This is a genomic window from Limosilactobacillus reuteri (assembly GCF_020785355.1).
In the GTDB taxonomy this organism is placed as follows: domain Bacteria; phylum Bacillota; class Bacilli; order Lactobacillales; family Lactobacillaceae; genus Limosilactobacillus; species Limosilactobacillus reuteri_I.
The window spans coordinates 1-15,130 of sequence record NZ_JAJGVH010000062.1; the positions used below are offsets into that span (position 1 = coordinate 1).

Here is a 15,130-nt window from a genome sequence, read left to right on the forward strand (position 1 = left end):
GGATATCTGTCAACTGGTATGGTTGACTAAAAATACTTCCTACGAAAATGTAGGGGGTATTTTTTTACGAAAAAATACAATCGATTCTTAAAAAGAAAAATTTTTGATTGGCAAAACCATAACAAGTTCGTTTTAGAGTTTTGATTTTGCGATTGATGCCTTCTAAAGGACCATTAGAGTATTCAAACTTAGCACTATTTAAGACATATTTTCTGTTTTGACGAAGGGTTTGGATAGCGGTATCCATTTCTGTATTGGTTTTTTGGTAGTCTAAGATGGTTGACTCTAGTAATTCACTATTGCGCTCGTTGAGGGCTTTCGTGATATCTTGGTAAGTTTGGTATACTTCAGCGAACTTAGAAAATTTACTAGTAATGAGATCCACAGCATTTTGGCGAGTCATATATTGCTTAACGCCGCGAAGAAAAACTACTTCTTCAGGGTGAAGATCTTCAGCTTTTTTATGGAATAGCTTCCAATGTGACTTCATAATTTTATATTCTCGGCTCTGTTTATCGAGTTGTTTTAGGATAGAAATACGACAATTGTCCAAAGCGCGACCAGCTAATTGCACAAGATGGAAGCGATCAATAATAATGTTGGCATTAGGGAAAAGGCGATAGATAAAGCTTTGATATTGAGCATTTAAATCAATTACAACTGATTGAACGTATTCGCGTTCGGCTTTTGAATAACGACTTTCAAAATAATCAATAATTGTAGGTGATAGACGATCCTGTAACTTTGTGACAATTTGGTGGGTTTCAGCATCACAACAGATAAAGGACATCACAGACTTAGTTGAACGAAACTCGTCAAAACATAAATGCTTAGGCAACTTAGCCACACGATAGTGTGGTTCCATGCGCTCTAAAATTGTTCGACGAACACTACTAGGAGAGCAGTGACACATTTCAGCAATTAGCTGACCGGATAGTCCTTTACGAGCCAAAAGCATGATTTGATTTTTGAGATCACTGGATAGGGTTTGATTTTCTTTGGTTAAATTAGTAATAGCACCAAACGTAGTATGACATGATTTACATTTATAGCGTTGTTTACGAAGCTCTAATTCATATCTTCTCCCGTTTAAACTAGCCAGTCGTACATGAGTTTTGCGAAAGCCATCCTTATTAACAGTGGGAAAGCCACAGTTGCGACAACGATTAATCGGATAAGAAAGAGTAGCTGTTATTAGCGTTATATACTCTTTAACAGAATCATTGTTGTGTTCAGCTTCTTCAACAGAAATAATTTTAATATTTTTATCTTTAATTCCAAGAATATTTAGGATAGAATCATTATGGGACATTTGTTTAACCTTCTTTCATGATTTTTGTGGTGAATTGATTGTATAACGAGGGGACAGCAAATGCCTCTTTTTTATACAAAAAAATCTGGCATGGAATCTCCATCCATACCAGAAAGTGTATACCCATAAAAGAAGCTCTACAGTTTTCGACTGTAGGGCTTTTTTTTTGCGCATAATTCAAAAATGTTTATCGTTAGCTAAAAGAATGGCCTCGCTATGGAATTGTTTGAAATTAAAAAAATTATTGGATGACGTTAGAAAAAATGGTTGAAAGATGGGATTGAAGCACGCTAAGTAACACTAGATATGAAATAGTTTTCATGTTTGCTGGATTTGTTTTCATTAATTTGGCATAAAATAATTTAAGGTTAATTATTGAGCTATCAGCATTTAAACGCTAAAATTATTAACAGATGATAACTTAATTTTTGCTAATTGAGTTGTAATTTGAAGAATAAGTTTTATATTTAAAAGGTGAAAACAAGTTGTGATGCATGTTTGGGCGCCTGGTAATTTAGCTTATCCATTGATTAAGGGGAATATAGAAGAATGCTATCTCATAAAAACCTTCAAGAACAAATTAAGAAAAATGAACCTACTAAGCAACGGTTCGCGATTAAAAAACTAAGCGTTGGGGTTGCTTCTGTATTGTTAGGAGTTACTTTTGCTGGTACTGCCTCTGCTGATACAACTGATGCAAATTCAACATCTAATTCTGGAAGTGCGGGTGCAGAACAAACTGACCATAACCTTGTTGTTTCTTCTGCAAGTACTGCAACGATGAAACAGGCAACTGCCGCTAATGCTGCACAAAATGTTTCGGCTTCTGTTGTCAATCCCGCTGGTAATATTGATACATCAGTTGCTAACGATTATGAAGCTGCTGTTAATAGCGCTGCCTCTACGGCGATGAGTAGTGCAACGTCTGCAATTACTGATAGTACTTCTACTAGTGCTGCTAATCAGCAATCAGCAGCTGTTGCGGTCAACAATACAAGCAGTGCAACGCAAAATAATAGTGATGCAAATGTCGCTCAAGCACCAAAGACTGAAACATTTATCCCTACAACGACCCCATCAGCTGAACATGCAATTGGTGTTCAAGGGGTGACGGCGCAAAAAACCGCTGCGACTCCAACAGCAAATGAAAATGTTAATCAGACTTATAAAATCACCGTTAAGGCTGTTGATGTAACAACTGGTGCTGCTCCAGTTACACCATCGTATATTTTTAACTACAACTTTAAAAATGGTGTTTTTAATGGAGAAGGCAAGACAGGTACTAGCCTATATTCGTTTGGGATGGCGCCAACGGGTTACAAGCTATTAAACCCTGAAGTTCTTGATGAAAACTTTACGATGGATGGTAATATGGCTCGAATTAAAGATAAAGATGTTGATATTACCCTTCAATATGCCCGTATTTCTCCAATTTTAGTTCGTTATATTGATGAAGATACAGGAGAAGTACTTTCAACTTCATCTGTTGGTGCAAATACTTCCACTACAGCTAGTTACGCTTATAATCATGGCGATAATAAGGATATTGGTCCATCAAAATTTCTTCTTCAAGCCATTGATATTCCTGGTTATCAGTTAGATGATCAGGCAACCTTTATTGATACTTATAATAATGTTCAATCCAAAGGTAATCTTAATTACCAAATCCATACCTTTAAGTACAAAAAGATTATGGATAATCCTAACCCTAAAGATAGTCAAAAGGGATCTGGTGCCCAATACGGTGAATACTTTGGTCCAGCGTGGGATACGATTGATCCTGCCGATGTGTTTAATGTTTCAGGAGTTAAGGGATTAACTTACGAACATGATAATGGTGATATTGAGGCTAAGATTGATAATCTTGTTAAGAAGTATCACAACCAAGGTTACACCTACATGGGAACCTTTAATTACCACAAGAATACTGACTACTACAACTGGAATGAGGCATCAACTTCAATTAACCTAATTCCTAACAAGCCAGTGACTGTTAAATTTATTGACGAACAGGGTAACAAGCTTGCCGATGACCAAGTGATTGCTTTCAATAAAAAAAATCCAGACCAAACTAATGATGGGATTAATGCAACAAAGCACTGGTACTCTGCTGGTGAATGGAGTACAACGCCAAAGACCTTTGAGGGTTACACTTTACGGACAACCTATGGCGCTGATCACGGTCAATTTACTCCATATAATTATGTTGTAACTTATGAGTACGCTAAGGATGCCACTGCGCAGGTCAAGTACATCGATGATACGACTAATACTCAACTTAAAGCTGATGATCTTAAGGGATACGTTGGCGATCCGATTGACTATTCAACTAAGGATTCAATTACTAATTTTGAAGGTCAAGGTTACGAATTAGTCTCAGATGGTTTTACCGCGGGCGCTAAATACGCTGATGGTGCGAACGTCTTTGAAGTGCATTTTAAGCATGGTCAACAACCGGTCAACCCTGATCATCCAGACAAAAATGTTGATCCATCCAATTACCTTAAAGATGTTAAAGCAACTGTTCATTATGTTGGCGCAGGTGATAAGACACCAGCCGATAATGTTCAAACTTCACAGTGGAGTCGGACAGTTACAATTGATGCTGTCACCCATGAACTTGTTACGGGTGGAGAATATGATACGGATTGGGCAATTGTTCCTGGGCAAAAGACAGAATATGCTCAAGTAGCTACTCCAGTAATCGATGGTTTCCATGCGGATCGGGCAACTGTTCCTGCAACAGCTGTTACGCAAGATGACATTGAAACAACTGTTACTTATGCTCCAAATGGAAAGATTATTCCGGTTGACCCAAGCGGCAAGCCAATTCCAAATGTCCCAACTCCACAATATCCGACTAATCCAACTGATCCTACAGCGGTAACGCCAGATGAACCAGTTCCAGATATTCCAGGATGGGTGCCAAGTCAACCAACCATAACGCCAACCGATCCGGGCAAAGATACACCAGTTATTTACAATCAAATTCAAAAAGCTGACTTAACAATCGTGGATCAAGATAACAATAACCAACAAATTATTGTTGAGGGCATCACGACTAAGTTCAACGCTGATGGAATTGAAAATACCAAGATTGATTTTACTGGCTATGGTGATTCAATTAATGCACTTGAAAGTCTTGGCTATGAATATGTTAGTTCCGACTTTGATGTCGATCAGACTTTTGATAACGACAGCAATAACGATCAGCACTTTATTATTGTGATGAAGCATGGTACTGAACCAGTCAATCCAGAACATCCAGGGGCTGGTTACAACAAGACTGATTTACAAAAAGAAGTTACACGGACAATCAACTATGTAAATGCGAAGACAGGTGAGCAAGTAGCTGATCCGATTGATCAAACTGTTAACTTTACTGCTCAAGGTACAGTTGATAAGGTTACTGGCAAATTGGTAACCGTTGAAGATGGGAAGATTACAGGCCCTGGCGAGTTAACTTGGACACCAGCTCAAGATGTCAAGGGGGTTGAATCACCAAGTATTGCCCGGATGCATGTGGTTTCCGTTAGTCGAGATGCTAATGGCAATAATGTCAAGAGTGTGCCATTGAACCATGGGGATGAGAGTTATACCGTTACTGTTAGTTATGAAGATAATGGAACGGTCGAACGAAATGCGCAAAACATTCCAGCATCTCAGACGATTAAGTTTGTCGACGAAAATGGCAACACGCTTCATGAAAATAATGTTCAAACCAGTGAATTTACCCGGACGGCTGATGTTGTTGATGCGGTAACCGGGGATGTAATTACTAATGGTGCATGGAATGAAACTAGCCACAAGTTCGGGACAATCAACGTTCCGGTAATTGATGGTTACGTTGCTGAAGTTCCAACTGCTGGTGGATTGACAGCAACTACTGATAATCCAAATGTTGTGACAGAAGTCGTTTACAAGAAGGTTGGTAAGATTATTCCGGTTGATCCAAGTGGCAAGCCAATTCCAAATGTTCCAACCCCAAGTTACCCTAACGATCCAACTGATCCAACGAAGGTAACGCCAAACGAGCCAGTTCCAGACGTACCGGGCTATACACCAAGTGTTCCCACAGTAACGCCAACGGATCCTGGTAAGGATACACCAGTACCATACAACCCAATTGTTAATGATCAAAACGCAGTTGTTAACTACGTTGACCAAGATAACAACAATGCGCAAATTGCAACTTCTGGTAACTTAACTGGTAAGCCAGGTAGTGTAATTAACTACAGTACGGCTGACCAAATCAAACAACTTGAAAATCAAGGTTACGTTCTCGTAAGTGATGGTTTCCCAGCTGGTGCAGTATTTGACAATGATGACAATACTACCCAAACTTACACGGTTGTCTTGAAGCACGGAACCACGACGTTCAAACCGGATAAGCCAGGTACACCGGGTGAACCAATTAACCCTAACTACCCAGACGGACCGAAGGTAACCAATGAAGATGTTGACTACCTTAAGAATGTTAAGTTTACTGTCCACTATGTTGGTGCAGGAAACGATAACCCAGCTGACAATGTTCAAAACGCGCAATGGACTCGTTCCATTACGGTTGATAATGTGACTGGTAAGATTATCAGCTCAACAGAATGGGTAAGCAACAAGGGAAGTTATGATGGGGTTAAGACCCCAGTTGTTAATGGTTACCATGCTGACCGGGCACAAGTTGAAGGGCCAAGTGTCACGATGGAAGATCAAGAAGCGACAGTTACTTATGTACCAAATGGAAAGATTATTCCAGTTGATCCAAATGGTAACCCAATTCCAGATGTTCCAACACCACAATACCCAACCGATCCAACTGATCCAACGAAGGTAACGCCAGATGAACCAGTACCAACTATTCCAGGCTACAAGCCAGAAGTACCAACGGTAACACCAACCGATCCAGGTGTTGATACACCCGTTAAGTACACGCCAGATACGGTAAATCCAAAGCCAGCGGTTGATCAAATTGCGATTGTTAACTACGTTGACCAAGATAACAACAACGCGCAAATCGCAACTTCCGGTGACTTGACTGGTAAGGCTGGCGACAAGATTAACTACAGTACGGCTGATCAAATCAAGCAACTGGAAGCACAAGGTTATGTACTAGTAACTGATGGCTTCCCAGCAGGCGCAACCTTCGATGATAACGCGGATCAGAATCAAGTCTTCACTGTTGTCTTGAAGCACGGTCATGCTCCAGTAGGACCAAACAATCCACATGAACCTGGTACACCAGTAAACCCTGATGAACCAAACGGTCCAAAGTGGCCTGCTAAGGATACTTACACGAAGGAATACACTTCAACGGTCCACTTCGTGGATAACAACGGTAATAAGATGCGTGATGACGATGTGCAAACTTCAACTTGGACACGGACATTAATCATCGACAAGGTAACTGGTCAAATTATTAACCCTGACGAAGGATGGACTGCTGATAAAGGCAGTTATAACGAAGTTAAGGTTCCAGTAATCAATGGCTATGTTGCGGATAAGGCTAACGTTCCGGCTAAGGAAACGGTTCAACAAAATCTTGAAGATACGGTTACTTACACTAAGGTTGGAAACATTGTACCGGTTGATCCAAATGGCAACCCAATTCCAAATGTTCCAACTGTGCCATATACCAATGACCTAACTGATCCAACCAAGGTTGTACCAAATGAACCAGTACCTTCAGTTCCTGGAATGACACCAAGCGTTCCAACGGTAACGCCAACGCATCCAACTGTTGATACACCAGTTGTTTACACGACGCCAACACCGGTAACTCCTGAGACGCCAGTAACACCACAACCAGATGAACCGGCAACTCCAGAAACACCAGCTACTCCAGAACCGGTTCAACCGGCAACTCCTCAAGCTCCTGCTGCCCCACAAGCAGAGACGCCAGCGCCAGTGAAGACTGAATCAGCTGCACCTGCTAAGCAAGAAGCTAAGAAGCTACCGCAAACTGGTAATGAAAATAATTCAGCTGCTGCCCTTGGATTAGCTGCATTAGGCTTAACTGGTTTATTGGCTGCAGGAAAGAAACGGCGTAAAGAAGATTAGTAATTCTTTGAACTGTCAAAGATAAGTTATGCGGAGAGTTGTGGTTAATTTGAAGATGGTTTATTGCAATGACTTAACACATAATGCAATGGATAGTGGCTTAACAGATTCATAGCAACAAACTCGAAGCATAAAATAAAAGGATAGTGAGCATTTCAGCTTTGCTATCCTTTTTATTCTTTCTTAATAATTCATTTACAAAAGCGCTTACTTTAAGATTAAATGTAGTAATAGATTTAATAAATCTAACCTTTTGATTTAAATTAAAAATAAATGAGAAATATAATTGACTTTTAATTATCGCTCCGATAAACTAACAACAATCATTAAACAAAAAATAAATTATAAGGAGGCGTTAATGATGGAAAATCAAGTTAGCAATTCTAAAGCTAATGCAACTTATCAAAATTCATCAAAGGTCAAGGAAGTGGCCTATCGAATTTTTGCGGCGGTGGCTAATGCTATTTTGGTCGTTCTAGGAGGAGGATTATTAACTCAAACAATTGGTAACTTGACAGGTATCCATGTCCTTACCCTAATTGGTGGTGAGGCTCAAGCATTATTAGCGCCTGCTATTGGGGTTGCGGTTGCTTCACAGATGAACACAAATACATTAGTTACATTTGCATCAATGGTAGCGGCTACCGTTGGATCAAATGGTGTTCATTTTACTGATACGGCGGTTAAAGGAATGACTGCAACAGGGCAAGTAACTGCGGCGGCAGCGGGAGCACCGGTTCTTACTACTGGCCAACCTGTTTCTGCTGTTTTAGCGGCGATCGTTGCTGTTCTTGTCGGTAAGTATTTAACTGGAAAGACACCACTTGATATGGTTCTTGTTCCGTTTGGTGCATTAGCCGTGGGTATCGGTTTTGGTCTAGTCGTTGCGGCAGTTGTTACGCCGGCGCTTCTTGCTGTGTCCGCCTACATTGCGCATTCGATGCAAGTTTCACCAGTTTTAGGATCAATGGTAATTTCCGTTGTGTGGGCCCTATTTCTGATGACGCCTGCCTCTTCTGCAGCCTTGGCCGTTGCGTTGATGCTTGATCCGATCTCTTCGGCGGCTGCCTTGATCGGTACTACTGCTCAATTTGTTGGTTTTACTGCGATGTCATTTCGGCAAAATAACCTTGGCGCAAATATCGCCCAAGGACTTGTTACCCCTAAAGTTCAATTTCCCAATCTCCTCATCAATCCTTATCTTTTAGTTCCAACGGTTGTTTCAGCAGCTGTTTGTGCACCAATTGCAACAGTTCTGTTTGATTTCCGTTCAACATCGACCTTAGGAGGATTGGGACTAAACTCCTTGATTGCACCAATTGCTTACTTATCACGCGGCTGGGCTCAGTTCAGCACATACATGGTTTTCGGCGTGGTAGTACCCGCTGTTCTTTCAATTGCTCTTTACCTTGTTCTTAAGCGCGCTGGATTCATTGGTGAAAAGCAATTACATCTTGAGCTAGTTTAGAAGTATCGATCAAAGAAAAAAAGCTGTTTGTCTATTGAAAATTATGAAATAGGCAGACAGTTTTTTATTGATAAAACATCCTAACAACTGCTATTGTTGTGATTAGGGAATGTGATACAATAGACAGTGAATGTAAATTGTAGATGGTAACTATCTATGATTAACGGCACGGAACGAAGCCAAAGATTAAGGCTTGCTTTAAAGCAAAGTCCCATTAATCGGTAAAAGAGTTCAGTTTTATATGAAGGAGTTTTTATACTATGATTCAAACAATTGATTTGAAAAAAGGTATGGTTTTTGAACGTGACGGTAAGTTATTAAAGGTTCTTCAAATCAACCACCACAAGCCTGGTAAGGGTAACACTTTAATGCAAATGGACATCCAAGACCTCCGTTCAGGTTCAATTGTCCACACTACTATGCGTCCATCTGAAAAGGTTGAACAAGTTAACGTTGACAAGCGTTCTGCTCAATACCTTTATGATGAAGGTGATTCAGCCGTATTTATGGACCTTGAAAGCTACGAACAATACAGTTTAAACCATGACTTGCTTGGTGACGACAAGAACTACCTTGTTGAAAACATGAAGGTTATCTTAAACTTTGTTAACGGCGACATCATTGGGGTTGAATTACCAACCACTGTTGAATTAACTGTTGCTGAAACTGAACCAATGATTAAGGGTGCTACTATCGATGGTGGTGGTAAGCCTGCTACGATGGAAACTGGTTTAGTTGTTAACGTTCCTGCATTTATCAAGAACGGTGACAAGTTAATCATCAACACTACTGATGGTAGCTACAAGTCACGGGCTTAGTTAAATATGTAATCAAAATGCTCCTTGTATATCACAGGGAGCGTTTTTTATGGGAGAAAATAATATGAATAAGAAAATAGGATTTTTAATGGTCACGGGGATGGGCCTATTGTTGGCTGGTTGTGGAAATCAGGCTAACAATAAAGCGGCTAATTCTTCATCTGCATCAAGCAGTAGTTTATTAGTCGCTAAAAGTAATGTGAAAGTTAATAGTGATAACATGAGCCCCCAAGAAGCTGTCAGTTTGATTAGTACGTATTGCGGCCTTCGTTATGGCGGAAATTGGGCTGCCATGGCTAAAGAAGCGCAAAAAGAGGGATTGCAGGTAAATCTTTACCCAAGCTCTAAATACCAATTGAGTGATGGAGGGCAAGGAGTAGCTTACGATGTGACTGCTGGTGGAAAGTCACAGGGCTTGGTTTACACTGTTAATAACGATGATGTAAACATCTACCAAAATGTTAAGGAAAATCAAAAGAGTACCAAACTCGCCACAATCTCAAAGTCAGAAATGGCCAATTATGTTAATCAAGAAGGTCAGGGGAAGCTCGTTAATGACTTAGCTGCTAAGACGCAGGTAGTTGATAAGCGCAGTGGTGATAGCAATTCCTCAGCAAGCACCAGTAATTCTGGCAATGATCATAAGTATGGCCGCAGTGGTACTATTGATGTTCCAAGTGAAATGCAGGGAACCTGGTATTCGGCAGATAATGATGCTGACTCAACAATAACATTTGGTCCTCATACCTTTACCTACAGTGGCGAGAATAGCAGTACAACAACTCAACTCTTTAAACAGGATTCTGAGTGGGGTGAAGACGAGGATAACTATACTAACGAAGGAATCCAAAACGCTACTAAGAACTGGGGGAAAGCCAGCTTCTTTAACATGAATGGATCACGATGGTTAAATATCCGTGGTTGGGTTCAAAATGCCGGTGACGGTTCATCATATACTGTTAAGACTGAAACAATCGATGGAAAGCAGGTTAAAGTTCTTGTATCAGCCGGGGGTGCCGGAAATTGGGTAAATGCTGTTTACTACCAATCAAAGGATATGGCGCAACAAAACGCTGATAAGAAGTTTGACGATCTTAATTACCAATAAAAAGAAAAAACACGGCTGAAATTTTCAGGCGTGTTTTTTGATAAACAGTTATTTAATTTTCTTCTTTAGCTTAGCAAGCCAATTGGGGAGGGCTTCACTTAAGCTATCATAGGTATCTTGGAACCGGTGAGTGATCCAGGGGTCAACGATATAGCGATTTTCTTTTCCTGGGGTAGCTTCAAAGATTCCGTGAACCTTATTCTCTAACCCAGCTGGTGCCATATCTTTTGCGTCCTGGATATTCATCTGATCCATGGCGATAATATAATCGGCATCATAATAATCCCTGTCGCGCAATTGACGGGCAATCATTCCATCGTCTTTAATGTGATATTTATCGAGAATGGCTTTTGTTCGACTATCAGCAGGTGAACCTTCTGCAATGTTACTTGTGCCGGCCGAGTCAACGGTAATTTGATCAGCAAGGCCAGCTTCTGTAACCATTTTTTTGAACATCGCTTCCGCCATTGGTGAGCGGCAAATATTACCAAGGCAAACAAAAATTACTTTCATAAAAAACACTCCACCTAATTATTTAGCTAATTCAGGATCAATTTTGATGATTGGCTTAATAACCTTTCCGTTGGTTGAGTCAGCGATAACTTGGTTGATATCAGCGAAATCGTAGTACTTAACAAGCTTATCAAGGGGGAACTTGCCTTGCTTGTAGTACTTAACTAGTTGAGGAATAAACTCTTGGGGATTGCTATCTCCTTCGACAACCCCAGAGATTTTCTTGGATTCTGACAAGATATCATTCATTAAGTTTAAGGTAATATCACCGCCGACCCCTAAGAGAATACATTCTCCAGCGGTGGCAAGACTATCAATTGCTGATTTAATTACACCGGTGTTTCCGGTAGTATCGATTGCATAAGTTACACCACGCGGAACGATTTCTTTAATTGCTTTGACGGGATCTTCAGCCGTATTATTAATCGTTTCAGTAGCGCCCAATTCCTTCGCCAGGTCAAGGTGGTTACCGTTACGATTAATCGCAATAATATGTTTAACTCCAGCAATTTTAGCAGCCATAATTGCGGCTAAGCCAACAGCACCAGCACCGAAAACGGCAATTGCATCTTCAGGAGCAGGTTTAATATAATTTAGAACGGTTCCAGCACCTGTTTGCATTCCACAACCGAGTGGGCCTAATAAGTTAAGGTCTACATCTTGATCGACTTTAACAATATTATGGACATTGGCTGTTATATATGTTGCAAAGGAAGACTGACCAAAAAAGACACTGACTGGCGTGCCATCATCTAAGTGCAGGCGGTGAGTACCATCATAGGTTTTTCCTTCAAAGTTTAGCTGATTGAAGTTTTCGCATAAGCCTTGATGATTATGAGTACAGTTATAGCAATGGCCACAGTAGCTAAATGATAGAACAATATGGTCGCCGGGTTTAACGTCCGTAACGTTAGCTCCTACTTTTTGAACGACACCCGCACCTTCATGCCCGAGGACAACGGGGAGAGGAGTAGTAGCACCGCTTCGACCAACAATATCTGTATGACAAAAACCTGTTGAAGCAATTTTTACTAATACTTCATTTTCTTTTGGTTCATCCAATTCGACGGTTTGAATCTTTAAATCAGCGTTAGGTTTGGTTGCAACAGCAGCTTTAATTTGCATATTTGGCTCTTCCTTTCAATATAAATACTCTGGATATTAAACAAAATTATTGTAGCATTAGAAAGAAAAAGTGTAGACTGTTAATGGAAGTCTACACCCGAATTAAAATGTTCGCCTAGGAGATGAAAATGAACGAAGAATTATTACGATTATTTTTGGATGTTGTTCAATTAGGCAGTTTTCAAAAAGTAGCGGAAAAGAATTACGTCTCACAACGGGCTGTTTCGCGACAGATTCAACGGTTAGAGCAGAATCTTCATACTCAATTGTTCGAGCGCAAGAAAAATAAAATCGTTTTGACGCCGGCTGGTGAATTCTTTAAAAAACGCAGTGAGGCAATTATTAATATGCTAGATGCAACCGAACATGAGCTCCACCGTTTTTCTTACCGGGGCGCAACTAACTTGTTAATCGGTTATTTTTCGCCTTTTGATGGCCTCTTTATCCATAAACTGCTTGCTAAGTTATCGCCCACTGTAAATGCCTTTGTAAGCGAAGAGAGTGTGGAACATTTGGTCTCAGATGTATTAATGGATAACCTTGATTGTGCCATTGTGATGGATGATTATGGCTTTAACAATAATTATGCACAAATGGGATTACAAACGGTTACCATCCACCGTGACCGAATGATCATCGGAATAAGCGAGCGTTTAAGTCATAATAATGAAGTTGAGCTTGCTACTATTCAGAAAATGCCGGTAACCTACTATAGTAATGAAGATTCATCATATTTAAAACAAGCCTTTACCAGTAGTCTCCAAGGAATTGTACGACCTGCTGAAGTATTACGAGTGCCGACTTATGAGCAGATGCAGATGTTAGTCGGATCAGGTCAAGCCGTAGCGTTTTATCCCGAAAAGCTGATCAAGGTCCTCCAAAACCCACTTGAAAATATCCGCTATTTACCGTTGGCCGGGAAAAGCAATCAGTCGTTTAAGTTTAAATTAATTTTTAAAGCGGAAAAACCGCATGATATTGTAAAACAAGTAGCTAAAATACTGCAGGTAGCAAATGATTAATCTGTTGGTTCAGAAGCAATCGCTAAAAGCTCACCGTCCATTATCCAGCTTTTAACGGTTGCAGGGATGATAAAATGATCGCCTTTGTGAAGCGAATACTGTTGATCATCAACAGTTAAAATTCCATTGCCATCAATAATTGAAACCAGAGTATAAGGGCCATGCTCGTGAGCCAAGCTGGTTTGATCACGGATCTCCCACTTGTAGACGGTAAAGAATGGTGAGTCAGGTTGAGAAATTAAAGTAGTAATTATTGAATTACCATCATGAACGATGCGGGGGTTAATTTGTGGCTCAGTAAATGGCACCGTTGTCACGTCTTTTGCCTGTTTTAAATGAAGCTGACGTAGCTGACCTGTTTTTTTATCTCGACGGTCATAGTCATAGATCCGATAAGTGGTATCAGAACTTTGCTGGGTTTCTAAGACGATAATTCCTTTATTTAAGGCATGGATAGTTCCGCTTGGCACATAGACAAAGTCCCCCGTTTTTACTGGCTTTTTACTAAAAAGTTTTGACCATTGATGATTATCGATCATCTTAATAAGCTCGTCGCGCGTTTTTGCGGTATGGCCGTATGTTAAATAAGCTCCAGGTTCTGCATGAATAACATACCAACACTCTGTCTTGCCTAGTTCGTGCTCATGTTCTTCAGCGTAAGCATCGTCGGGATGAACTTGAATTGATAGACTAGCATTAGCATCAAGAATCTTTGTTAATAATGGAAAAACAGAAGAGCGTGGATTGCCAAATAGCTCGGGATGTTGCTGATAAACTTTTGGCAATAGTTGGCCTTCGTATTGACCATTTGTGATGATATTTGGCCCATGAGGATGGCCAGAAATTGCCCAGCACTCACCAATTGTTCCCGCTGGAATTTGGTAACCGAAATCAGTTGCAAGGTGCCGACCACCCCAAATTTTCTCATGAAAGACTGGTTTTAAAAATAATGGTTCTACCAATGTTATCACTCCTTTATGTATCCGCTTACATAAATTATAACACTTTTGTGAACCTTATTTTCTTGACGATAAAAAGAGACTGTTGAAAAAGCAAAAAAGCTTTTTTCAACAGCCTCAAACTAGTAAAATTGAAATATTTATTGAATCAGCCAACCAAGCGGCCATGAGAACCACTCAAAGGCCTTATCAATCTTTCGTTGGTTGATTTTTTTATTGGTTGCTAAAACTTGGAATGTGACTTTTTCTTCTTTGAAAAGTTTTGGCGTTGGGAAAAAGCCATTGCGCCGATAAAATTTAAGTCGTCGTAACCGTTGTTGGTTATTTGCCGCTTGAGGGTTCGGTTGCTCAACGTCAAGAGCAAGTGAATCCTCAGGGTAAAGGTGACGAAGCTCATTAATAATCCGCGTCCCATATCCTTGAGAACGGATTTGATCATTAACTGCGAGATACAAAATATAATGCATACCGTGACTGTGAATAACGTAAGCAAATCCAACAAACTGTTCCTGGTCATAGAAGGCCATAAAGTCAGCGCGTTGATACTTACTCTTGATGAGCAACCACGTCCACGGTTCTCGCTCATATTTCGGGAATGCGCGCATATATAATTGTTTAACTTGTTTATATTCTTTTAAACTCAACCTCACGGGCTGTATGTCTAAATCCAAATAATATCACTCCTTGTAATTAAATATTTTACCAGAAAAGGATTAAATAGACAATTTGAAATCGAACATTTGTTTTGATA

The 15,130-nt window shown here is 40.2% G+C and carries 10 protein-coding genes; 5 read left to right on the forward strand and 5 right to left on the reverse strand.

Annotation, left to right across the window (positions count from 1 at the left end; translation table 11 throughout):
• Positions 1–64 precede the first annotated feature (64 nt).
• Positions 65–1,312: an ISL3 family transposase gene (locus LMB56_RS02705; protein WP_229283443.1), complete on the reverse strand. Its 1,248-nt coding sequence runs from the start codon at positions 1,310–1,312 to the stop codon at positions 65–67.
• Between the two features lie 549 nt (positions 1,313–1,861).
• Here LMB56_RS02705 and LMB56_RS02710 point away from each other — a divergent pair.
• From LMB56_RS02710 to LMB56_RS02725, 4 genes are all read left to right on the forward strand, one after another.
• Complete coding sequence (locus LMB56_RS02710) at positions 1,862–7,366, forward strand: mucin-binding protein (protein WP_229284155.1); 5,505 nt, start codon at positions 1,862–1,864, stop codon at positions 7,364–7,366.
• Between the two features lie 286 nt (positions 7,367–7,652).
• Positions 7,653–8,834, forward strand: coding sequence for a PTS transporter subunit IIC (locus tag LMB56_RS02715; RefSeq protein WP_229284156.1), 1,182 nt, complete (start codon positions 7,653–7,655; stop codon positions 8,832–8,834).
• Positions 8,835–9,094: 260 nt separating this feature from the next.
• Entirely contained in the window at positions 9,095–9,652 is a 558-nt protein-coding gene (gene efp, locus LMB56_RS02720) for an elongation factor P (RefSeq protein WP_003664757.1), read from the forward strand.
• 64 nt (positions 9,653–9,716) lie between these two features.
• Complete coding sequence (locus tag LMB56_RS02725; RefSeq protein ID WP_229284157.1) at positions 9,717–10,760, forward strand: hypothetical protein; 1,044 nt, start codon at positions 9,717–9,719, stop codon at positions 10,758–10,760.
• 48 nt (positions 10,761–10,808) lie between these two features.
• On the opposite strand, the gene LMB56_RS02730 is transcribed toward LMB56_RS02725, so the two are convergent.
• Positions 10,809–11,273 carry a low molecular weight protein-tyrosine-phosphatase gene (locus LMB56_RS02730; RefSeq protein WP_229284158.1) on the reverse strand — a complete coding sequence of 155 codons (465 nt, stop codon included), beginning with the start codon at positions 11,271–11,273 and terminating at the stop codon, positions 10,809–10,811.
• An 18-nt stretch (positions 11,274–11,291) separates the two neighbouring features.
• A complete protein-coding gene (locus LMB56_RS02735) occupies positions 11,292–12,398 on the reverse strand; it encodes an NAD(P)-dependent alcohol dehydrogenase (RefSeq protein ID WP_229284159.1) in 1,107 nt (368 codons plus the stop codon).
• A gap of 128 nt (positions 12,399–12,526) precedes the next feature.
• On the opposite strand from LMB56_RS02735, the gene LMB56_RS02740 reads away from it, so the two are divergent.
• Positions 12,527–13,420, forward strand: coding sequence for a LysR family transcriptional regulator (locus LMB56_RS02740; RefSeq protein ID WP_229284160.1), 894 nt, complete (start codon positions 12,527–12,529; stop codon positions 13,418–13,420).
• On the opposite strand, the gene manA is transcribed toward LMB56_RS02740, so the two are convergent.
• Together manA and LMB56_RS02750 are read right to left on the reverse strand one after the other, a co-directional pair.
• Complete coding sequence (gene manA / locus LMB56_RS02745; RefSeq protein WP_229284161.1) at positions 13,417–14,382, reverse strand: mannose-6-phosphate isomerase, class I; 966 nt, start codon at positions 14,380–14,382, stop codon at positions 13,417–13,419. The genes LMB56_RS02740 and manA overlap by 4 nt on opposite strands.
• A gap of 137 nt (positions 14,383–14,519) precedes the next feature.
• Positions 14,520–15,050 (reverse strand): GNAT family N-acetyltransferase, encoded by a 531-nt coding sequence (locus LMB56_RS02750; RefSeq protein ID WP_035169458.1) that lies wholly within the window; start codon positions 15,048–15,050, stop codon positions 14,520–14,522.
• Positions 15,051–15,130 lie beyond the last annotated feature (80 nt).

Bases quoted from the DNA above. Each gene is read 5' to 3' on its own strand.
- LMB56_RS02705 (WP_229283443.1), bottom strand. From the start codon at position 1,312: ATGTCCCATAATGATTCTATCCTAAATATTCTTGGAATTAAAGATAAA.
- LMB56_RS02710 (WP_229284155.1), top strand. From the start codon at position 1,862: ATGCTATCTCATAAAAACCTTCAAGAACAAATTAAGAAAAATGAACCT.
- efp (WP_003664757.1), top strand. From the start codon at position 9,095: ATGATTCAAACAATTGATTTGAAAAAAGGTATGGTTTTTGAACGTGAC.
- LMB56_RS02725 (WP_229284157.1), top strand. From the start codon at position 9,717: ATGAATAAGAAAATAGGATTTTTAATGGTCACGGGGATGGGCCTATTG.
- LMB56_RS02730 (WP_229284158.1), bottom strand. From the start codon at position 11,273: ATGAAAGTAATTTTTGTTTGCCTTGGTAATATTTGCCGCTCACCAATG.
- LMB56_RS02735 (WP_229284159.1), bottom strand. From the start codon at position 12,398: ATGCAAATTAAAGCTGCTGTTGCAACCAAACCTAACGCTGATTTAAAG.
- LMB56_RS02740 (WP_229284160.1), top strand. From the start codon at position 12,527: ATGAACGAAGAATTATTACGATTATTTTTGGATGTTGTTCAATTAGGC.